Annotated in this window: 18 protein-coding genes; 5 read left to right on the forward strand and 13 right to left on the reverse strand. The window is 71.4% G+C overall.

Translation table 11 applies throughout. The features are described 5' to 3' along the window. Positions 1-10: 10 nt before the first annotated feature. Positions 11-307 carry a hypothetical protein gene (locus AC3IYI_RS17785; RefSeq protein WP_489411107.1) on the reverse strand — a complete coding sequence of 99 codons (297 nt, stop codon included), beginning with the start codon at positions 305-307 and terminating at the stop codon, positions 11-13. A gap of 127 nt (positions 308-434) precedes the next feature. Then, the gene (locus AC3IYI_RS17790) at positions 435-692 is read right to left on the reverse strand and encodes a helix-turn-helix domain-containing protein (protein ID WP_489411108.1); all 258 of its coding nucleotides are present in this window, start codon (positions 690-692) and stop codon (positions 435-437) included. Between the two features lie 184 nt (positions 693-876). On the opposite strand from AC3IYI_RS17790, the gene AC3IYI_RS17795 reads away from it, so the two are divergent. Together AC3IYI_RS17795 and AC3IYI_RS17800 are read left to right on the forward strand one after the other, a co-directional pair. Continuing rightward, a complete protein-coding gene (locus tag AC3IYI_RS17795; protein ID WP_489411109.1) occupies positions 877-1,248 on the forward strand; it encodes a type II toxin-antitoxin system RelE/ParE family toxin in 372 nt (123 codons plus the stop codon). Further along, a complete protein-coding gene (locus AC3IYI_RS17800) occupies positions 1,245-1,586 on the forward strand; it encodes a helix-turn-helix domain-containing protein (RefSeq protein ID WP_382756828.1) in 342 nt (113 codons plus the stop codon). The genes AC3IYI_RS17795 and AC3IYI_RS17800 overlap by 4 nt, the downstream gene beginning before the upstream one ends. A gap of 99 nt (positions 1,587-1,685) precedes the next feature. Here the strand turns inward: AC3IYI_RS17800 and AC3IYI_RS17805 are convergent, their stop codons facing one another. Continuing rightward, positions 1,686-3,254 carry an APC family permease gene (locus AC3IYI_RS17805; RefSeq protein ID WP_489411110.1) on the reverse strand — a complete coding sequence of 523 codons (1,569 nt, stop codon included), beginning with the start codon at positions 3,252-3,254 and terminating at the stop codon, positions 1,686-1,688. A 283-nt stretch (positions 3,255-3,537) separates the two neighbouring features. Here AC3IYI_RS17805 and AC3IYI_RS17810 point away from each other — a divergent pair, with 283 nt between their 5' ends. Beyond that, positions 3,538-4,638, forward strand: coding sequence for a DNA alkylation repair protein (locus tag AC3IYI_RS17810; protein ID WP_489411111.1), 1,101 nt, complete (start codon positions 3,538-3,540; stop codon positions 4,636-4,638). A 54-nt stretch (positions 4,639-4,692) separates the two neighbouring features. Then, complete coding sequence (locus AC3IYI_RS17815) at positions 4,693-6,414, forward strand: hypothetical protein (protein ID WP_489411112.1); 1,722 nt, start codon at positions 4,693-4,695, stop codon at positions 6,412-6,414. A 216-nt stretch (positions 6,415-6,630) separates the two neighbouring features. Here AC3IYI_RS17815 and AC3IYI_RS17820 read toward each other — a convergent pair whose 3' ends face one another. From AC3IYI_RS17820 to AC3IYI_RS17850, 7 genes are all read right to left on the reverse strand, one after another. Further along, a complete protein-coding gene (locus AC3IYI_RS17820) occupies positions 6,631-8,121 on the reverse strand; it encodes an aldehyde dehydrogenase family protein (protein ID WP_489411113.1) in 1,491 nt (496 codons plus the stop codon). Next, a complete protein-coding gene (locus AC3IYI_RS17825; RefSeq protein WP_489411114.1) occupies positions 8,118-9,857 on the reverse strand; it encodes an N-acyl-D-amino-acid deacylase family protein in 1,740 nt (579 codons plus the stop codon). The genes AC3IYI_RS17820 and AC3IYI_RS17825 overlap by 4 nt, the downstream gene beginning before the upstream one ends. Positions 9,858-10,223: 366 nt before the next feature. Then, complete coding sequence (locus AC3IYI_RS17830; protein ID WP_489411115.1) at positions 10,224-11,351, reverse strand: LLM class flavin-dependent oxidoreductase; 1,128 nt, start codon at positions 11,349-11,351, stop codon at positions 10,224-10,226. A 127-nt stretch (positions 11,352-11,478) separates the two neighbouring features. Next, positions 11,479-12,273, reverse strand: coding sequence for an SDR family NAD(P)-dependent oxidoreductase (locus AC3IYI_RS17835; protein WP_489411116.1), 795 nt, complete (start codon positions 12,271-12,273; stop codon positions 11,479-11,481). Between the two features lie 24 nt (positions 12,274-12,297). Continuing rightward, on the reverse strand, positions 12,298-13,245 hold the full coding sequence (locus AC3IYI_RS17840) for an LLM class F420-dependent oxidoreductase (protein ID WP_489411117.1): 948 nt from the start codon (positions 13,243-13,245) through the stop codon (positions 12,298-12,300). Between the two features lie 216 nt (positions 13,246-13,461). Beyond that, complete coding sequence (locus tag AC3IYI_RS17845; RefSeq protein WP_489411118.1) at positions 13,462-14,715, reverse strand: FG-GAP-like repeat-containing protein; 1,254 nt, start codon at positions 14,713-14,715, stop codon at positions 13,462-13,464. Between the two features lie 83 nt (positions 14,716-14,798). Next, positions 14,799-16,028, reverse strand: coding sequence for an FG-GAP-like repeat-containing protein (locus AC3IYI_RS17850; RefSeq protein ID WP_489411119.1), 1,230 nt, complete (start codon positions 16,026-16,028; stop codon positions 14,799-14,801). A gap of 213 nt (positions 16,029-16,241) precedes the next feature. Here AC3IYI_RS17850 and AC3IYI_RS17855 point away from each other — a divergent pair, with 213 nt between their 5' ends. Then, positions 16,242-16,898: a transmembrane-type terpene cyclase gene (locus tag AC3IYI_RS17855; protein WP_489411120.1), complete on the forward strand. Its 657-nt coding sequence runs from the start codon at positions 16,242-16,244 to the stop codon at positions 16,896-16,898. Here the strand turns inward: AC3IYI_RS17855 and AC3IYI_RS17860 are convergent. From AC3IYI_RS17860 to AC3IYI_RS17870, 3 genes are read right to left on the reverse strand one after another with little or no spacing between them, the layout of a single operon-like run. Further along, on the reverse strand, positions 16,870-17,760 hold the full coding sequence (locus AC3IYI_RS17860; protein WP_489411121.1) for a L,D-transpeptidase family protein: 891 nt from the start codon (positions 17,758-17,760) through the stop codon (positions 16,870-16,872). The genes AC3IYI_RS17855 and AC3IYI_RS17860 overlap by 29 nt on opposite strands. Positions 17,761-17,802: 42 nt before the next feature. After that, positions 17,803-19,077, reverse strand: a complete 1,275-nt coding sequence (locus AC3IYI_RS17865; protein ID WP_489411122.1) for a sensor histidine kinase — start codon at positions 19,075-19,077, stop codon at positions 17,803-17,805. Further along, complete coding sequence (locus AC3IYI_RS17870; RefSeq protein ID WP_489411123.1) at positions 19,074-19,739, reverse strand: response regulator transcription factor; 666 nt, start codon at positions 19,737-19,739, stop codon at positions 19,074-19,076. Before AC3IYI_RS17870 ends, AC3IYI_RS17865 begins: the two co-directional genes overlap by 4 nt. Positions 19,740-19,804: the final 65 nt, after the last annotated feature.

Raw genomic sequence — 19,804 nt, forward strand, 5'->3', positions numbered from 1 at the left:
GCCCGGTCGCTCAGGCACCCACCTTCGGCGCCTTCGGCAGCCCGGACGACAGTGCGTTCCCGGCTCCGCCGAGGGAGGCGTCGGTCGCCTTCGAGGCGGACCCGGCGGCCGAGGCGGTGATCTCCACCGCCGTCTTCGCGTCCTTGACGGCGCCCCCGGGGTGGTCGACGATCTCGCCGACGCGCTGGGTGATCGGGGGCCCCTGGACGGCGGGCTCGTCGGCGGCGTGCGCGACGGCGGGGGTGAGGGCGAGGGCCGCTCCTCCGGACAGGACGAGGGCGGCAAGGCTGCGCTTGATGGCGTTCATGCCAGGCCCAACGACCCCGAGCGGCTACGGGTCACCGGTCTCCCCCAGCCGATCCGCGAACCGTGTCAACCCCGCCTTGCCAAGCCTGTCCAGGACGACACGCGTGAGACCCCCTCGCTCACGCGGCTCAGTACGGCAGTCCAGCGTCTTCCGCGGCCGAGGCGATCCGTCGGCGGCCTTCTCGGCGGCGTGCCCGCCGAGCTTGAAAGGCAAGGACGTCGGCGAGCCGCACGATGCGGTGCCGACTGTCCGGCAGATGGCTCGACGGAATATCACCCGAGTCCAGCAGGCGGGCCACGAAGGGCCGGGACAGACCGAGCAGCTCGGCGGCCCCGGCCGGTGTCAGGTACGTCTCCGCTGCGGGCACGCTCGTACGCGCCGCCATCTCGGCCTCCTCGAAATCGTCGGTAACCGAAATAACTGTTCATGCCGACCAGAACGACCCGCCCGACCCCGGGTCACCACCCAGCCCCGCCATTCCCGCACATCGGTCGGCAGCCGTCTGCGGCCCACTCGCGATATAACTCTTGCATAATATGCCGCACGAGTCATACTCGGGGGGAAGGTCCGTGGACTGGGAAGTGATCGTCGTGGAACCCGCTCTCTCATGGCTGCACACCCTGCGCCAGAGCGATCGGCTTACGCTCATCCAGATCAGCAAGGCCATCACGGCCCTGCGGCAGGAGGGCCCCGCCATGGGGCGCCCCCTCGTGGACACCGTAAAGGGGTCCCGGCTGGCCAACCTCAAGGAACTCAGACCCGGATCCGCCGGAGCGACCGAGGTGCGTTTGCTGTTCGTCTTCGACCCGCTGCGGCGGGCGGTCTTCCTCGTCGGCGGGGACAAGGCCGGCGACTGGCAAGGTTGGTACCGCTGGTCCATCCCACTGGCCGAGGCGGCGTACCAGGATTACGTGACACTGCAGGAGGAGGACACCCCATGAGCCCGACACCCGACCGCAGCGCCAAGGCTGCCCGCTGGGACGACCTCGTCGAGGAGTTCGCCTTCTCGCCCGCCGAGCAGGCGGAGATCGACCGGGGGGCGGCGGAGATGATCTCCGTCGTGCGCGCCCACCGGCTGGCGGAGGTCCGCAAGCGGCAGCACACCACCCAGGTCCAGGTCGCGGAAGCCATGGGGGTCACCCAAGCGCGCGTCTCCCGGATCGAGAACGGCGAGCTGGAGCGCAGCGAGGTCGAGACCCTCGCCGCCTACGTCCGTGCGCTCGGCGGCAAACTGAAGATCGTCGCCGAGTTCGGCGACGAGCAGTACACCCTCGGCTGACCTGCGGCTGACAACGCCCGCGGCCCCGGATCGGAGGATCGATCCGGGGCCGCGGGCGTGCATGACACAGCAGGGGTGGGGGCGCCGGGCCCCCTGGGGTCAGTCCTGGACCACCAGGGACGGGGTGGACTTCGTGAGGACCTCGCCGCGGAAGAAGGCGGGGCTGCGGCGTTCGGTGACGAACATGACGACCAGGCCGAGGGCCAGCAGGCCGACGCCGATGACGAAGACGTTGCCGACGTCGAGGCCGGGGAGCGTGGAGCCGGAGCCGTAGGACGGGTCCCACGCGTCATACAGGGTCTTGAAGAAGACCGCGGCCAGCAGCACGCCGCCCAGGACCGGGAAGACGCCCTTGAAGAAGAGGTCGCGGGCGGAGTTGCGCAGGTCCTTGCGGAAGTACCAGGCGCAGGCGAAGGCCGTCAGCGAGTAGTAGAAGCAGATCATCAGGCCGAGCGCGAAGATCGTGTCGGTCAGGACGTTCTCGCTGACGAGGGTCATGACCGTGTAGAAGACGCCTGTGGCGACACCCGCCATGATCGTGGCGCGGCCGGGGGTCTTGAACTTCGGGTGGACCTTGGCGTAGGAGGGCGGCAGCGCCTCGTACGCGGACATGGCCAGGACCGTACGGGCCACCGGGATGAAGGTGGTCTGCAGGGACGCCGCGGCCGAGGCCAGGACGGCGCCGAAGAGCAGGATGCCGAGCGTCGGGCCCATCACCGGGCCGGCGAGGGCGGCGAAGACGTTGTCGGAGGTCTCCTCGTTGGCGAGGCCGAGGCCTTCGCCGCCGGAGCCGACGGCCATCTGGGCGGCGATGCCGGTGGCCAGGTAGGAGCCGACGAGGACGACCATCGCGATGAGCGAGGCGCGGCCGGGGGTCTTGGTGGAGCCGGTGGTCTCCTCGTTGGTGGCCAGGCAGGCGTCCCAGCCCCAGTACATGAAGATCGAGAGCGAGAGTCCGGCGGTGAAGGCCGCCATGGACTCGACCGCGAAGGGGTTCATCCAGGACCAGGAGAAGTCCAGGCCGGTGTCGAAGGTGCCCGCGGAGGCCTTCTGGAAGGCCATCGCCACGAAGATGGCGAGGACGGCGAGCTGGAGGCCGACCAGCGCGTACTGGACGCCCTTGGTGGCCGTCATGCCGCGGTAGCTGATGGCGGTCGCGGCGGCGATGAGGGTGAGGCAGGTGACGATGTGGACGAGCTTGTTGTCGTCCAGGGCGGCGATCGACGGGTTGTGCGTGACCTCGCCGGCCATCAGCCAGAAGTAGGAGGTGGCGACGCCGGCCAGGTTGGAGAGCACGATGATCGTGGCGACCACCAGGCCCCAGCCGCACATCCAGCCGATCCGCGGGCCGAAGGCCTTCACGGTCCAGGTGAAGGAGGTGCCGCAGTCCGGCATGGCCTTGTTGAGCTCGCGGTACGCGAAGGCGACCAGGAGCATCGGGAGGAAACCCGCCAGGAAGATCGCCGGCATCTGCATGCCGACCTCACCAGCGGTGGGGCCGAGGACCGAGGTCAGGCAGTAGACGGGGGCGACGGTGGAGATGCCGATGACGGCACTTCCCACGAGGCCGACGGAGCCCTTGCCGAGGCCCTTGCCGCGTACGTCGCCCTCAGGGGTTACGCCGCTTACCGTGTCTCCGACCGTGGGCCGAACGTCCATCTGTGTCATGAGTCAGGACGTTAGACGCTGCGTTTTCCACATCCGGAAGACTTAAGTCCGGTACTCCGCAGGTCTAAATTCCTTAGAATACCGAGATCAAGACTGTTCATGTGGCTGCAATGCAAGGTTCACTCGGGCATCCATCCGCGCATCGACAGGCCCAAGCCCAAACCTTCCGGCATGCGGAAACCGCAGCCACGCCCGTTTTGCCCCATTCAAAACTTTCCCGTGGCAATTTTTCGGCTGCAAGGAAGCGCGGCCAAACCGGGGCGGCATCCACCAGACTGACCCCATGCCCACCGCAGACGAACTCCTCAGCGCGGATACCGTCAGCAACCTGGCCCGGCAGCTCGCCGCGGCGGCCGGCCGGCGCTCCGCCCCGGCTGTTCGGGCGTGCGCGGGGGCCCTCGACGGGCTGAGCTACAGCGGCCGCGTCGCCGCCGTCCGCGATGCGGTGCTCACCGACCTCCCCGCTGGCTGGCCCGGCTTCGAGACGGCCGTCCGCACCGCCCTCGCCGGTCCCGCCTTCGACGGCTGGATGACCTTCCCCGTCAACGAGGCCGTGGCCGTACGCGCCCTGGAGACCGGCGCCTTCGAGCAAGGCCTCGTTCTGCTGCACGACCTCACCCCACGGCTGACCGCGGAATCCGCCGTACGCCCCTTCCTGCGCGCGGACCCGGCCCGGGCACTGGCCGTGATCTCCGGCTGGACCGCCGACGCCGACCCTCACGTACGCCGGCTCGCCAGCGAGGGCACCCGGCCCCGGCTGCCGTGGGCGCCGCAGCTGCCGGCCTTCGTCGCCGACCCGCGACCGGCCCTGCCCCTGCTCGACGCCCTCTACCGCGACGACTCCGAGTACGTACGCCGCTCCGTGGCCAACCACCTCAACGACATCAGCCGCGACCACCCCGGGACGGCGGTGGAGACCGCCGGCCGCTGGCTGGCCGCGGCCGCGCCGACCGGGACGACGAATCGCGTCGTACGGCACGGCCTGCGCACCCTGATCAAGGCAGGGCGGCCCGAGGCACTGACCCTCCTCGGGCACTCCCCCGACGTCCCGGTCGCCGTGAAGGGGCCGGTGGTCACCACCCCGCGGATCGCCGTGGGCGAGTACCTCGCCTTCGACTACGCGGTCACCAACCCCGGCCCGCTCCCGGCCGAACTGGTGGTGGACTACGTCGTCCACCACACCAAGGCGAACGGCACCCGTACCCCCAAGGTCTTCAAACTCACCACCCGCACACTGGGCCCGGGCGAAACCCTCACCGGCACCAAGCGCCACTCCTTCAAGCCGATCACCACCCGCCGCTACCACTCCGGCGAACACCTGGTGCAGCTCCAGGTCAACGGCCGGGTGCGGGGCGAGGCCGTTTTTTCATTGGACGCGCCCTGACCAGGCCTGGCAGGCTCCCCCCATGACCTACGGAATCGAGTCCCACCCCGCCCTGTGAGCGTCCGCGAAGAGCGCGTCCCGCTCACTCCCGGAACCTCGCTGTACGACTACGCCCTGTTCCGACAGGGCGTCGACGCCGACGGCCCGTTCCCGCGCCGCGGCCACCCCTTGCCCGACGGACCACCCGAACCCAGCCGCAGCGACCTGACCTGGGCTCAGGCGGGGGACGAGGTGGCTGCCGCCCTCACCCCGTTGCTGGCCGATCCGGATCCCGTACGGGCAGCCGAAGCCGTCCACCTCGCCGCCGATGCGCTGCGGATGCCGTACCGAACCCTCCGCGCGCACGTCGGAAGGCTGCCGCTGAAGGACGAGGCCGGCGCCCGGCGCACTGCCCGACGGCTGACCCGTACCGGCACGAGCATGGCGGCCGTCAGCGTCGGCCTGGCCCTGCTGATCCGCCTCGGTGAACCCGAGGACGTGCCCCATCTCAAGATCCTCGGCCTCCTGCGCGGCCTCGGCCAGGTGGCTGCCGCCGCGCTCGACCCGCTCGACCGGCAGGCGGCCGCGCTGCTGCTGCTCGCCCACCGCAGCAGGGCCGGGGCGCTGACTCCGCTGATCCAGGCCGTCGCCGGCGGGGACACGGAAGCCGTACGGACCGCGCTGGTCAACCTGTCGCACGAACGGGAGGTGATGTGGCTCGCCCGGCGGATCGCCGAGGCCGCGGACCTGGAGGGCCTCCTTCGCGCGCACCCCGAGGACGGCGCCCTGCTCGCCGCCGCCGGCCGGTTGCTGCACCGGATGGCCGGCCATCATGAGCACCGGGCCGACATCCTCGACTACGGGCCGGCCAGGGTGACGTACCAGGCCCTGGCCGCGCGTGCGGACCTGCTTCCCGCGACCCTGGACCACCACGCGCTGCTGTTGTCGGTCGCCCTCGACCTGCACAGCGGCCCTGGCGGGCTGCTCGACTGGCCGCCGGGCGAGCGGGACGCGGTGCTGGAGCTGCTGGAACGTCGGCTGCCGTCCGCCGGAGCGGCCGACGACAGCGACGACGGCCGTCGCACGGCCGCGTGGATCCGGCGAACCGGGAGGCAGCCCTTCGTCCGCGCCGCGGCCGGGGAGCGGTTCCGTATCGAGGTGGTCGTCGACGAGCCCGCCGACTCCCCCGCCGTCGAGACCCGAATCCTGGTCGACGGCCTACCCCTGCTGCCTCAGCTGTTCGACAAGGGCCCCGCCCACTGCCCCGAGTATCTGCTCGACACCGGCGGACTCCGAGCCGGGGCCGAGCCTCGGGAGGTGCAGCTCGCCGAGGCCGGCTGCACCGAGGGCTGTTGCGGGGCGCTGTACGTCACCATCCGCCGCGACGGCGCCGAGGTGGTGTGGGGCGAGTGGCGCGGGACAGCCGGGCCGACTCCGCCCGAGCACCGCTTCGACGCGGCCGCGTACGAAGCCGAGGTCAGGCGTGCCGAGCGGGACCACTCCTGGTGCTGGCCGGCGCGGAACACGGCCCGACTGATCAAGGCCGGTCTGCGCGAGCGCCCGGATCTGCTGACCCGATGGGACGTCACACCGGGCTGGGTCGGCACCAGTTGGCGCGAGCCGGACACGGTGGACGTGGGCTTCAGCCTTCCGCCGGAACCCGAAACGGAGGGCGGATCGCGGCGGTACTTCCACTGGGAGCTGCCGGACGACGGCCGTCCGCCCGAGGTCCAGTCGGCCGCCGCGCTGGAGCGGCTCGCGACCACCGACCCGAGGAGCTTCGGGAAGGGCCGCTAGTGCTGTGGCCGGAAAGGTTTGCCGGGTCGCGGCGTTCGGTGCGGTGCATCGCAAGGCGGAGGACCGCGCCTCGTACTGGACGTACCGGCGTGGTCCGACAACGCGGCGAGGTGCCGTGCCGGGCGTCGCGACCCGGTGAACCTTTCCGGTCACAGCACTAGCCAGGGGCGGGGGCCCGTGAACGGGTCCCCGCCTCGCGCCCACTCCTAGTACCCGCTACGTCGTCCAGACGATCGACTGCATCTCGCTGTAGGCGTGCAGTGCGTACGAGCCCACGTCCCGGCCGACCCCCGAGCGCTTGAAGCCGCCGAACGGCGCCTCCATGTTCCGCCCGATGGTGTTCACCCCGACCCCGCCCGCCCGCAGCCGCCGCGCCACGCGGAAGGCGCGCGCCGCGTCCGCGGACCACACGTAGCTGATCAGGCCGAAGTCGCTGTCGTTGGCCAGCGCCACCGCCTCGTCGTCGTCTCCGGCGGCTCCGTCGAAGGGGACCACGACCACGACCGGCCCGAAGATCTCCTCCCGGACCACGCGCATGTCGTTCGTGCAGTCGACCAGCAGGGTCGGGGCCACGTAGAAGCCCTTCCCCTCCGTACCGACCACCGGCCGCTCACCGCCGAAGGCGATCCGGGCGCCCTCCTTCTTGCCCAGCTCGATGTACGACTCCACGCGGTCCCGGTGCGCCGCCGAGATGACCGGGCCCACCACGGTGCCGCGCACCGACGGGTCGCCGACCTTCATGAAGGCCAGGTAGCCCTGCAGCTTCTCCACCAGCTGCTCGTACACCGACCGGTGGACGATCACCCGGGTCGGAGCCGTGCAGATCTGCCCGGAGTAGAAGGAGAAGGTCGTGCCGATCCCCATCACCGCCGCGTCCAGGTCGGCGTCCGCCAGGACGATCGCCGCACCCTTGCCGCCCAGCTCCATCAGCTGCCGCTTCATCGTGCGGCCGCAGACCTCGGCGATGCGCTGCCCGACGCCCGTGGAGCCGGTGAAGGACACCATGTCCACGTCCGGGGAGTCCACGGCCGCCTCGCCGACCTCCACCGAGGTACCGGAGACCACGTTCACCACGCCCGCCGGGACCCCGGCCTCGTGCAGCGCCTGCGCCATCCGGAACACCGACAGCGGGTCCTGCGGGGCCGGCTTGACCACCACCGTGTTGCCCATGGCCAGCGCCGGGGCCACCTTGCCCGCCGGATTGGCCCACGGGTTGTTGTACGAGGTGATGCAGGTGACGACCCCGACCGGCTGGCGCACCTCCAGGGCGCCGAGGATGCTCGCCGCACCCATCGGGCCCGCCTCGGTGACCTGCGGCGGCAGCCCGCGCTCGACCGGTTCCAGCGCGCCCTTCGCGTACCGGCGGAAGCGGGCCACGCCCACCCCGACCTGCATGCCGCGCGCGATCCCCGTGGGGGCGCCCGTCTCGGCCTGGGCGAGCGCCGCCCAGGGCTCGTACTCCCGCTGGATGATGTCGGCGGCCCGGTCCAGGATCGCGGCCCGCTCCTCCGGCATCGTCCGGGACCAGCCCTCGAAGGCCGCGGCCGCGGCGCGCGCCGCGTCCTCGACCTGGCCGCGCGAGGCCTCGGGCGCCAGGCCGACGACGGATTCGTCCGCCGGGTTGACCACGTCGTAGTGGCCGCCCGCCGGCTCGACCCACTCGCCGCCGATGTAGAGCTTCTGCGGGTTGTCCGTAGCGCTGCTCACCTGGTGCTCACCGTCCTCGTGTCCCGGCCCGAACGGAGCACGATCCCCGGGATCGCCCCCGTGACCTCGTCGTCGCGGATGGTCTCCACGCCGTTGACGCGTACGGACACCATGCCGATCGCCCGCGCGTCCAGCCGCGGGCTGTCCCCGGGCAGGTCGTGCACGAGCGTGGCCGGTCCCGCCTCGATGCGCTCCGGGTCGAAGAGCACCAGGTCCGCGTGGAAGCCCTCGGTGATCCGGCCGCGCTCGCGCAGGCCGAACAGCTGGGCCGGGTCGTCGGTGAGCATCCGTACCGCCTGCTCCAGCGGCACCAGCTTGCGGCCGCGCAGGCAGTCCCCGAGGAACCGGGTCGTGTACGGGGCTCCGCACATCCGGTCCAGGTGGGCGCCGGCGTCGGAGCCGCCGAGCATGACGTCCTCGTGCTGCCAGGTCTCGGCGCGCAGCGCCCAGCTCGCCGGGTCGTTGTCGGTCGGCATGGGCCAGAGCACCGTACGCAGGTCGTCGTTGGCGCAGATCTCGACCAGGCACTGGAAGGCGTCCTGGCCGCGCTCGGCCGCGATGTCGTTGACGACGCGGCCGGACAGGCCCTCGTTCGTCTCGCTGTAGGTGTCGCCGATGACGTAGCGCCCGAAGTTGGCCAGCCGCCGGAAGACCCCGGCCTCCTTGCTGGCCGCGCGGACCAGCATCTCGGCACGCACGTCGGCGTCGCGCAGTTTCGCGATGCGCTCGGGGACGGGCAGGCCCAGGATCTCGCCCCAGCCGGGGATGAGGTTGAGGGCGCAGAAGGTGCCCAGCGACATGTTCATGGGGGTCAGGATCGGCATCGTCAGCGCGACGATGCGGCCGCCCGCCTTGCGGGCGCGCTCGCTGGGGATCAGCTGGCGCGGCACGCGCTCGGGGACGGAGGCGTCGATGGTGAGCACGTTCCAGTTCAGGGGCCGTCCGGCGGCCGCGCTCATCTCGACGAAGAGGTCGATCTCCTCGTCGGCGAACTGGTCGAGGCAGCCCGCGACGATCGCTTCGAGCTGGGTGCCCTCGTGCTCGGCGACCGCCCGGGAGAGCGCGAGGAGCTCCTCGGGCTTGGCGTGCCGGGAGGCGACGGGCGCGCCGGAGCCGTCGGAGTGGGTGGAGGACTGGGTGGTCGACAGGCCCCAGGCGCCGGCGTTCATGGCGTCGTGGAACAGGTCGAGCATCGCCTGCATCTGCTCTTCGGTGGGCTGGCCGCCGACGGCGTCCTCGCCCATGACGTGCCGGCGCAGCGCGCAGTGGCCGACCATGAAACCGGCGTTGACGGCGATGCGGCCGTCGAGTGCGTCGAGGTACTCGCCGAAGGTGGACCAGGTCCAGTCGACGCCCTCCTCGAGTGCGGCCAGGGCCATGCCCTCGACCTTGCTCATCATGCGGCGGGTGTAGTCGGCGTCCTCGGGGCGGGCGGGGTTGAGGGGGGCCAGGGTGAATCCGCAGTTGCCGCCCGCGACGGTGGTCACTCCGTGGTTCATGGAGGGGGTCGCGTACGGGTCCCAGAACAGCTGGGCGTCGTAGTGCGTGTGGGGGTCGATGAACCCGGGGGTCAGGACGAGGCCGGTCGCGTCCTCGGTGCTCCTGGCTTCTTCGGCGACGGTGCCGGGCTCCGCGATGACGGCGATCCGGCCGTCGCGTATCCCTACGTCGGCCACGCGGGCCGGGGCGCCGGTCCCGTCCACGACGGTGGCGCCCTTGATCAGATGGTCGAGCATGACGTCCTCTCTGCCGGTTCTCGCGTTGCGCGCCGTGTCCTGGGGCTCCGCCCCAGACCCCGCTCCTCAAACGCCGGAGGGGCTGGTTTTTCCCAGCCCCCGGCGCTCATGTGCGGGCCGACTCCTGCCAAATCCAACCCCTCCGGCGTTTGAGGAGCGGGGTGCGGGGCGGAGCCCCGGATCTTTCAGCCCCTCCGGCGTTTGAGGAGCGGGGGTCCGGGGGCTGGTCCCCGGCAACGGCGCCGCACGTGCAGCGCCGCAGCCCAGGGCCCCGGTCGGGGGTCTTCGGCCGGCCGCGGCCTCCGTACGACCTCCGGCCGGGGCCGGTTGCGGGGCGGCGGTCCGGGAAGACGCCGCCCCCGTTCCTCAGGCGCCCGAAGCCTCGCGGAAGCGCGTGGTGCGGTGCACCGGGTCGGTGTCGATGTGCGGGATGACGTGCTCGCCGATGAGCTTGATGGTGGTCATCGTGTCCTCGGGCGAGACGCCGGTCGGCAGACCGAAGGAGAGCTGGTCGGCGCCGGCTTCCTCCCAGCGCTTGCACTGCGCGCGGACCTCGGAGGGGTCGCCGCAGATGAGCAGTTCCTCGGCGATCAGCAGCTCGATGATCTCCGCGTTGTACTCGGGGAGGATCTCGGGCCACTCGGGGATCATCTCGGGGCGCGGGAAGGTGTCGTGGTAGCGGAAGACCAGCGACTGGAAGCGGTTCATGTTGGCGTTGACGGCGATCTCGACGGCCTTGTCGTGGGTCTCGGCGCAGATCGCGGTCGAGGTGACCATGACGTTGTCGTTGACGAAGGCGCCGATGGCCTTCGCCTCCTGGATCGCGGTCTTGTACTGCTCCAGCACCCAGGCCATGTCGGAGACCTTCTGGACGCTGAAGCCGAGGACTCCGAGGCCCTTCTTGGCGGCCATGGCGTACGAGGAGGGCGAGCCGGCGGCGTACCACATGGCCGGGTGGGCCTTGCCGTACGGCTTGGGGAAGATCTTGCGCGGCGGGAGCGACCAGTGCTTCCCCTGGAACCCCTCGTACTCCTCCTGGAGGAACATCTTGGGGAACTCGGCGATGGTCTCTTCCCAGATCTCCTGGGTGCCGTTCATGTCCTCGATGCCGGGAAGGAAGCCGAGGATCTCGTGGCTGCCGGCGCCGCGGCCGGTGCCGAACTCGAAACGCCCCTTGGAGAGGTGGTCGAGCATGGCGACCTTCTCGGCCACCTTGACCGGGTGGTTGACCGGGGCGAGCGGGTTGAAGATGCCGGAGCCGAGGTGGATGCGCTCGGTGGCGTGAGCGAGGTACCCGAGGAACACCTCGTTCGCCGACAGGTGCGAGTACTCCTCCAGGAAGTGGTGCTCGGAGGCCCAGGCGTACTTGAACCCGGACTTGTCCGCCTGGATGACGTACTCGGTCTCCTCGATCAGCGCCTTGTGCTCTGCCTCGGGGTCGACCTTGGACCGTGCCTCAGGCACGTATCCCTGCACAAAGAGCCCGAATTCCAAGGGGATTCACCGTCCTTCTGTTTCTGACGTTGCGTCAGATTCGATGTCACGACTGTTCCATCGCGAGGGCGGGAGCGTCAATACCTGACGCTCCATCAGATACAGCCACGGGGGTACTCGACGGCCGCTAGAGGATGCTGACGCCCGCCATCCAGCCGCCGTCGATCACGAACGGCTGGCCGGTGATGTACGAGGAGTCCTCACTGGTCAGGAACAGCGCCAGCTTGGCTATCTCCTCGGGCTGTCCCACCCGGCCCATCGGCACGACGCGCTTGTAGAGCTCCGCCATGGCGTCCCGGGCCTCCTGGGGCAGGTCCGCCGGATTGGTGTTCCCCGGAGTGGCCATCGCGGTGTCCACGGCTCCCGGGCACATCGCGTTGACCCGGATGTTCTTCGCGGCCAGCTCCAGCGCGGCCACCCGCGTCAGGCCCAGGATCGCCGCCTTGGTCGCCGCGTACGTGCCCACGTACGCCATGCCCGTCAGGCCCGTGTACGAGGAGGTGTTGACGATCGTGCCGCCGCCGGCCGCCTCGATCTCCGGGGCCACCGACTTGATGCCGAGGAAGGCACCGACCTGGTTGACCTGGACCACGTGCTGGAACTCCTCCAGCGGGGTCGCGGTCAGCTCGTTGAAGCGCAGGATGCCCGCGTTGTTGACCAGCCCGTTGACCGGGCCGAAGGCCTCCTTCGCCGCCGCGATGGCGGCAGCCCAGTCCTCCTCCCGGCTCACGTCCATCCGTACGTACCGGGCCCGGTCCTCGCCGATCTCCTTCGCGACCGCCGCGCCCTGCTCGTCCAGCACGTCGCCCAGGAGCACCTTGGCGCCCTCCGCGGCGAAGAGCCGGGCCTCCTGCTCGCCCTGGCCGCGCGCAGCACCCGTGATGATGACGACGCGTCCGTCCAGCTTGCCTGGCTTGCCCATGCGTTGACCCCTAGTCGCTAGTCGCTAATCGTTGAGGAGGGGGCCCACTTCGGACCCGAAAGCCGTGATCTGGTCGATGAGTTCGGCCCGGTCGCGGTTGCGGAAGCGGACCTGTATCTGGTCGATGCCGATCGCCTTGTACGCGCGCAGCGACTCGGCGAGCGCCTCCGCCTTGCCGGTGAGGGTCCGCCGACCGGTGTCCCAGCCGGGCTCGCCGACGTACAGCGGCGCGGTGATCGCACCGAACTCCACCGGTCCGGTGACCCCGGCCTCGGCGCGGAGTTCCTTGATCCGGGCGATCTGCGCCGGGAGCTTGTCGAGCGGGTCGCCCTGCGGGAGCCAGCCGTCGCCGCGCACGGCGGCCCGGCGGACGGCGGCGGGCGAGGAGCCGCCCACCCAGACGGGGATCCGCGACTGGACGGGGCGGGGAAGCTGCCCGAGGTCCTTGAAGGAGAACAGTTCGCCCTCGAACTCCGGGTACTCCTCCGGGCCGAGGGCGGCGCGCAGCGCGTCGAGGGTCTCGTCGAGGACGGCGCCGCGGCGCGCGAAGTCCACGCCGAGCACCTCGAACTCCTCCTTCACGTGCCCGGCGCCGACGCCGAGGATCAGCCGGCCGCCGGAGAGGTGGTCGACGGTCGCGTACTGCTTGGCGCTGAGCAGCGGGTGGCGCAGGCCCAGGATCGCGACGTGGCTCAGCAGCCGCACGTTCTCGGTGATCCCGGCCAGGAAGGAGAGGGTGGCCACCGGGTCGTACCAGATGGTGCTCATGGGGCCGGCCATGTGCCGCGGGATGGCCACGTGGTCGCAGGTGGCGACGTAGCCGAAGCCGGCCCGGTCGGCCGCCCCGGCCACCGCGGCGAGATCGGCCGCGCCGGCCGTGGCCTCCCAGGGCTCGGCGTAGATGGTGCTCTGCGACTGGATCGGGAGCTGCATCCCGTAGACCAGCCGACCTTCAGGAAACACGCGCGCCATGGGCCGTACCCGCCTCGTCCTCGACTGCCGATTCGTCATACCGGTGCGGGGGCCATCGTCGTAGCTGACGGGTCGTCAGGCAAGGGGGCGGCGCGAAGACGGGCCCGGAGAACGGGCCCGGAAACACGTCCGACCCCGCGCCCGGAGGCGCGGGGTCGGAACAGTCGGGGTCGGAACACCCGGAGTTCGGAACACTCGGGGCCGCAGCCCCTCGGGTCAGAAGACGCGGACCCGGTCGGCCGTGTCCCAGCCCATGTTGGCCTCCGGGCCGCGCAGGCTGCCTGTTCCGGTGCCCGGGTACACGAAGGCCTGCCAGTCGATGGGCCGCATCACGTCGCTGATGCCGTCGGCGGTGGAGTCGCCGGTGGCCACGATCGGGGAGTCCGACGGCCAGGAGTACGGCAGCTGCTTGCGCGCGCCGAAGCTGCCCGCGCCGTTGCCCGGGTAGAGCCACAGTCGTCGCGAGCCGTCCCGGGCCAGGAGGTCCGCCCGGCCGTCGCCGGACAGGTCGCCCGGCGAGACGAGCTGGTTCATGACGCCCCAGCCGGCGCCCAGGTTCTTGCGCGTGCCGAACGAGCCCCTGCCGTTGCCCGGGTACATCCACAGCACACCGGCCGTGTCGCGGGCGAGCAGGTCGCCTCGGCCGTCACCGGTCAGGTCGCCGGCCGCGCTGATCTCGCGCATGGCGTTCCAGCCGGCGCCCAGGCTCAGCCGCGCACCCAGGGCGCCGGTGCCGAGGCCCGGGTAGAACCACAGGACGCCGGCCTTGTCGCGGGCGAAGACGTCCTCCTTGCCGTCCGCGTTGTAGTCGCCGTGGCGGACGAGCTGGGTCATGGCGTTCCAGCCGCTGCCGAGGAACTTGCCCTGTGCACGCCCCTGGGCGTCCCTCGTGCCGGGCAGGAACCACAGGCGGCCGTCGTCGGCACGCTCCAGGAGGTCGGCGATGCGGTCGTTGTTGAGGTCGGCGAAGTTCGCGACGGCCGGAACCGGCGCGGGCCGCGGCTGGTCGGGCCAGGGCGTCCAGTCCATGTACGGGACGCCTTGTATGGCCTCGTATGAGGTGGTGGCGATCCGGATGGAGCTGATCGCGTTGTCGAACCGGCCCATGATCGAACCGTTGAGGTCGTTGGGGCCGTTGTACGGGGTCACGTAGAGGTAGTCGCCCGAGAAGTTCGCGTCCGGGTACACGGTCGCGTACAGGCCGCTGTTGTTGACCAGCGAGGAGATCTTGTTGTCCCAGGTGCCGAGCGAGGCCTGGGGGGACGAGAAGGTCTTCATCTCGCCCGTGAAGTAGTCGCCGGTGAAGACGCAGAACTTGCCCGCCGGGCAGCGCTCGTAGTTCTCGGCCGCGGCGGCGGTGGGCGCGGCGGTGACCAGGGCGGCCAGCGAGGCGGCCGTGGCGACGGCCGCGCCGAGGACGCGGCGCAGGGGACGGCGCAGGGGACGGGATCCGGAACCGGGTCGGGTCATGAGGAAGGCAGTCCGTTCTGAACTGAGTTGCGAGGTCTGAAGACTGAAGGGGGTGGTGCGAACCGGGTGGCCGGGCCGCGGGCTCAGAACACGAGGTGCGCGTCCGAGGCGCTGCCGATGACCTTCGCGCCGCCGAGGTGGCCGTCCTTGGCGCCCGTCCCGGGGTACAGGCGCAGGTAGTTGTCGCTGTACGAGTGCGCGAGGAGGTCGGGTCGCCCGTCGCCGTTGTAGTCGCCGACGCCCACCAGCTCCTTGAAGCCGTTCCAGCCGCCGGTGCCGATCAGGCTGCGCGCACCGAAGCCGCCGCGGCCGTTGCCCGGGTAGAACCAGAGCCGCCCGGACGTGTCACGGGCCACGAGGTCGCAGATGCGGTCGGAGTTCATGTCGCCGGCGCCGACGAGCTCGTTCATCACGCCCCAGCCGCCGCCGAGGTTCTTGCGCGTGCCGAACGAGCCCTTGCCGTTGCCGGGGTACGACCACAGCACACCGGCCGTGTCACGGGCGAGCAGGTCCCGCTTGCCGTCACCGGTGAGGTCGCCGACCGCGGCGAGGTCGCGCATCGCGTTCCAGCCGCCACCGAGCCCGACGCGCGTACCGAGGGCCGAGCCGGTGCCCGGGTAGAACCACAGGGCGCCGTCCTTGTCCCGGGCGAAGACGTCTTCCTTGCCGTCCGTGTTGTAGTCGCCGTGGCGCAGCAACTGGGTCATCGCGTTCCAGCCGGTGCCGAGGCGGTGGGTCTTGTTGTCCTCCGCCGCGGTCACGGACCAGAGCGCGCCGTACCGGTTGCGGCCGAGCAGGTCGGTGCGGCCGTCGCCGTCGAGGTCGCCGAAGGCCGTCTCGGCGGCCGTGGGAGCGGGACGCGTCTGCGGCTCCTCGTTCCACCACCAGGACGGGTAGGTGGCGAAGGTCCCGCAGTCCTCGGCGTCCGGCAGGAGCTCGATCGAGCTGATGGCGTCGTCCAGGTCCGGGCGCGAGCTCTCGTCGAAGGACACCCGGCCGCTGTAGTAGTGGGTGGCGCCCTCCCAGCCGTAGTCGGGCTCGGAACTGACGCACACCGTGTACTCGCTGCTGTTGACGAGCGAGCTGATGCGGTTGTCCCAGGTGCCGAGGCGGGCCAGACTGCTCTTGACGATCTTCATTTCGCCGGTGCCGACGGGCCCGCTGAACACGCAGACCTCGCCCCAGGGACAGCGGTCGTAACCGCTGGCCGCCTGGGCGGCCGAGGCGCCGCCGAGCAGGCCGGCGGTGGTGGCGAGCGCCGTGGCGGCGGCGAGGAGCGCGCCGCGGACGGCACGCGGAACGGAAAGGGTCACAGATCCCCCCGGATGTGTGTGGCACAGCCGCGTTCTCACAGGCCCGCAGGAGCCGGCCCCCCTGGAACGCGGATTCGAGTGTGTGGATTCTAGCCCTGGCCTGTTTCCGCCGGGACCCGTGGGCCACCGGCATCAGGATGTGACGGCGGAGCCACGGATAGGCCGCGCACGAAGGGATGTGCGAGCGCGGGGCCGACCGCTAGGGTGCCGCGCGTGGAACTGTTTCTGACCCTGGTCAGCGGGGTGGCGTGGACCCTCGTGTACGTCGAGGCGATCCGGGTGGGGCTGCGGGACCGGACGTACGCGATGCCGGTCGCGGCGCTCGCGCTGAACTTCGCGTGGGAATCGACCTACGCCGTCAACGAGTTCCGTACCGGCCTCTCGGCCCAGGGCGTCGTCAACGTGGTGTGGGCGGTCGCCGACATCGTCATCGTGTACACGTACCTGCGCTACGGGCGGGCCGAGCTGCCCCGCTTCGTGACCCGGCCGCTGTTCGCCTTCTGGAGCGTCCTCGTCTTCGCGAGCGCCTTCGCCGTGCAGTGGCTCTTCCTCGCCCACTTCGGCGCGCACGACGCGAGCCGGTACTCGGCGTTCCTGCAGAACCTGCTGATGTCGGGGCTGTTCATCGCCCTCTATACGAGCCGGCGGGGCCCGCTCGGACAGTCCCTCGTCATCGCGGTCGCCAAATGGCTCGGCACGCTCGCGCCGACCTTCCTCTTCGGGGTCATCGAGGACGCGCCGTTCATCCTCGGGCTGGGGCTGCTGTGCGCCGTCTTCGACCTCGCTTACGTCGCGCTGCTGGCCAAGAACCCGGCGGGCGGGGACTACTCCGGCGGGACCGTCAGAAGCCCCGCGGCCCCATCACGATGACCGGCTTCGCCGCCGGGTCGAGGGTCGCCAGGACCTTGTGCATCGCGGCCTTCGGGATGCCCACGCAGCCCTGCGAGGGGCCGTCGTGGTCGACGTGGAGCCAGATGTTGCCGCCCTTCTCCTCGCCCTCCGGCTTCGTCGGGTCGAGGGGACTCACCCCGGACTTGCGGTTGAAGTCGATGGCGACGACGTAGTCGAAGGAGCCTCGCAGCGACTCGCCGTTGACCCCGCGGCCCGTCGCCACGAAGGAGCCGTCCTGGTCGTACGGGAACTTGGTGCCCGCCGGCTTCGCCAGCAGCCCGCCCGCGTCGGTCAGCGCGAACACGCCCTCGGGGGAGGTCAGGTCCCCGTACGTACGCTCCGTGGACCAGCCCTTGGCTCCGTTGCGCGCGGGCCAGCTGTCGCTCTTCAGCCAGTCGGCACCGGTCGCCGGGCGGGTGTAGAGGGCCGCGGTGGACTCCGAGGAGTCCTTGGCCTTGCCGGTGACCAGGATGAGCTGGCGGGCGTCCGCGGGGATCTTCGCCCGGGTCTGCTCGCTGACCTCGGGCAGGCCCTGGAAGGGGTCGCGCTCGGCGGCCCGCGCGGCCCGCTCCTCGGCCGGCGGCCGGGCGTCGGCGGCGGCCAGGGCCGCGGCGTTGGCCGGCGGGTCCTGGGCGAGGTACGCCCAGCCCGCGCCGAAGCCGAGCAGGCCCAGGGCGGCCGCGAGGGCGAGCGGGCGCGAGCCGCGGGCACGCCGGGAACCGCGCGGGGCGCCCCCGGCGCGCCGCGCACCTCCGGCGCGGGAGCGCCGGGTCGGGCCGGACGCCCCGGGCGTGCGGGACGGACGGGACGCGCGGGAGCCGGCTCGGGCGTGCTTGCTCATTGACCCGACCGTACACAGCCGATCTTCATTTTTGTTGACCGGTCAAGCGCCCGGCGTTTCCTCGGCGGGTCGCGCCGCCGGTGGCGCGTCCGGGAACCAGACCCTGACCATCAGCCCGCCGCCCGGCGCCGGGTTGGCCCGCGCCGTCAGTTCCGCGCCGTGCGCCCGCGCGATCGACGCGACGATCGAGAGCCCCAACCCGGCGCCCTCGCCCGCCGTATGCTGCCGCTCCGCCCGCCGCCGGAAGGGCTCCAGCAGCCGCGGCACGTCCCCCGGCTCGATCACCGGACCGGTGTTGGAGACCGTCAGCACCCCCTCCCGGGAGGTCGCCACCTCCAGGCGGCCGCCCGCGCGGTTGTGACGTACGGCATTGGCCAGCAGGTTCCGTACGAGGTGGCCCAGCAGCGTCCGGTCGCCCGCGACGGTCAGCGGCGCGAGATCCCGTACGACCGCCAGGTCCTGAGGGGCCGTCCCCTCGATGCCCGCCAGCTCCGCCTCCGCGAGCCCCGCCAGGTCCACCGGCTCCGTCGCCTCCAGGCCCTCCTCCGAGACGGCGAGCAGGAGCAGCGACTCGACGAGGTGCTGACTGGAGTCCGCGACCTCGATGAGCTTGGAACGGATCCGGGCCACCTTCTCCGGCGGCGGCTCCCCCGCCAGCCCGATCTCGGCGGCCGCCCGCTGGACGGCGAGCGGGGTGCGCAGCTCGTGGGCGGCGTTCGCGGCGAACCGGCGCTGCGCCCCGACCAGGTCCTCCATCCGGTCGAGCATCCCGTCGAAGGTGTCCGCCAGCCGTTTGAGTTCGCCGGGCGGGGCCTGGAGGCCGATCCGCTCGTGGAGGTTCGCGCCGGACAGGCGCCGGGCCGTCTCGGTGATCACGCCGACGGGGCGCAGGACCCGGCCGGCCATCCACCATGCCAGCCAGATGGACAGGACGGCGAAGACGGCGAGGGCGAGGAGGGAGACGACCAGGAGCTCGTGGAGGGTGGCCTGCTCGACGGCGGTGGTGAGGGTGCGGGTGGCCTGCCACTGGGAGAGCTGCTCGGGGGTCGGGGCGGTTCCGGTGCCGGGGATGAGCCCGGTGCCCGGGTCGAGCCTTTCGGCGGGTACGGGTCCGGGGACCCGCTGGCCCGGGACGACGGGGGGCGGGGTGCCCTCGAAGGCGGGCCGGGTGGTCATGACGGCGCCGCTGATGCGGCTGTAGAGGCCGTTGCGGAGCAGGATGTTGATCAGTGCGATGAGACCGCCGCCGGCGAGGAGCAGCAGGGAGCCGTAGAGGACGGTGAGACGGGCGCGCTCGGAGTGGAGCACTGCTCTCATCGTGGATCACCGATCCGGTATCCGGCGCCCGGGACGGTCTCGATCAGCGGCGGCTCCCCCAGCTTGGCGCGCAGCTTGCTCAGGGTCACCCGTACCGCGTTGGTGCTGTACGAGGTGTCCTCCTCCCACACCTGCTCGATCAGGTCGTCGCTGCTGAGGACCGCGCCCTCGGCGCGCAGCAGCGACTCCAGCACGGCGAACTCCTTGCGGGAGAGCGCCAGCCTGCGCCCCTCGCGGGTCGCGGTGCGCCGCGCGACGTCCACGGCCACCCCGGCCCGCTCCAGCACCGGCGGCAGGGCCGGCTGGGCGCGCCGCCCCAGCGCCAGGACGCGGGCGAGCAGCTCGTCGTAGGCGAAGGGCTTGGTGAGGTAGTCGTCGGCGCCGAGGCCGAGGCCCTCCACCCGGTCGCGTACGGTCCCCGAGGCCGTCAGCATCAGGACGCGGGTCAGCAGCCGCTCGCGCACCACCTGGCGGCAGACCTCGTCGCCGTGCAGGCCGGGCAGGTCGCGGTCGAGGACGAGGACGTCGTACGCACCCAGGCGCAGGCGGCTCAAGGCCTCCAGGCCGTCGCTCGCCTCGTCGACGGCCAGCGCGTCACCCCGGAGCCCCTCGGCGATCATCTCCCGCAGGAACTCCTCGTCCTCCACCACCAGAACTCGCATGGCGTCCTCTTTACCGGAGAGCGACATTTCGCCGTTGTAAGCACGAGCCGTTAGAGAAGCGAAAC

This window comes from Streptomyces sp. GL_148 (genome assembly GCF_057834205.1).

Coding starts and splice junctions, on each gene's coding strand:
- AC3IYI_RS17785 (WP_489411107.1), bottom strand. CDS start 307: ATGAACGCCATCAAGCGCAGCCTTGCCGCCCTCGTCCTGTCCGGAGGA.
- AC3IYI_RS17790 (WP_489411108.1), bottom strand. CDS start 692: ATGGCGGCGCGTACGAGCGTGCCCGCAGCGGAGACGTACCTGACACCG.
- AC3IYI_RS17800 (WP_382756828.1), top strand. CDS start 1,245: ATGAGCCCGACACCCGACCGCAGCGCCAAGGCTGCCCGCTGGGACGAC.
- AC3IYI_RS17805 (WP_489411110.1), bottom strand. CDS start 3,254: ATGACACAGATGGACGTTCGGCCCACGGTCGGAGACACGGTAAGCGGC.
- AC3IYI_RS17810 (WP_489411111.1), top strand. CDS start 3,538: ATGCCCACCGCAGACGAACTCCTCAGCGCGGATACCGTCAGCAACCTG.
- AC3IYI_RS17825 (WP_489411114.1), bottom strand. CDS start 9,857: ATGCTCGACCATCTGATCAAGGGCGCCACCGTCGTGGACGGGACCGGC.
- AC3IYI_RS17835 (WP_489411116.1), bottom strand. CDS start 12,273: ATGGGCAAGCCAGGCAAGCTGGACGGACGCGTCGTCATCATCACGGGT.
- AC3IYI_RS17840 (WP_489411117.1), bottom strand. CDS start 13,245: ATGGCGCGCGTGTTTCCTGAAGGTCGGCTGGTCTACGGGATGCAGCTC.
- AC3IYI_RS17845 (WP_489411118.1), bottom strand. CDS start 14,715: ATGACCCGACCCGGTTCCGGATCCCGTCCCCTGCGCCGTCCCCTGCGC.
- AC3IYI_RS17860 (WP_489411121.1), bottom strand. CDS start 17,760: ATGAGCAAGCACGCCCGAGCCGGCTCCCGCGCGTCCCGTCCGTCCCGC.
- AC3IYI_RS17865 (WP_489411122.1), bottom strand. CDS start 19,077: ATGAGAGCAGTGCTCCACTCCGAGCGCGCCCGTCTCACCGTCCTCTAC.
- AC3IYI_RS17870 (WP_489411123.1), bottom strand. CDS start 19,739: ATGCGAGTTCTGGTGGTGGAGGACGAGGAGTTCCTGCGGGAGATGATC.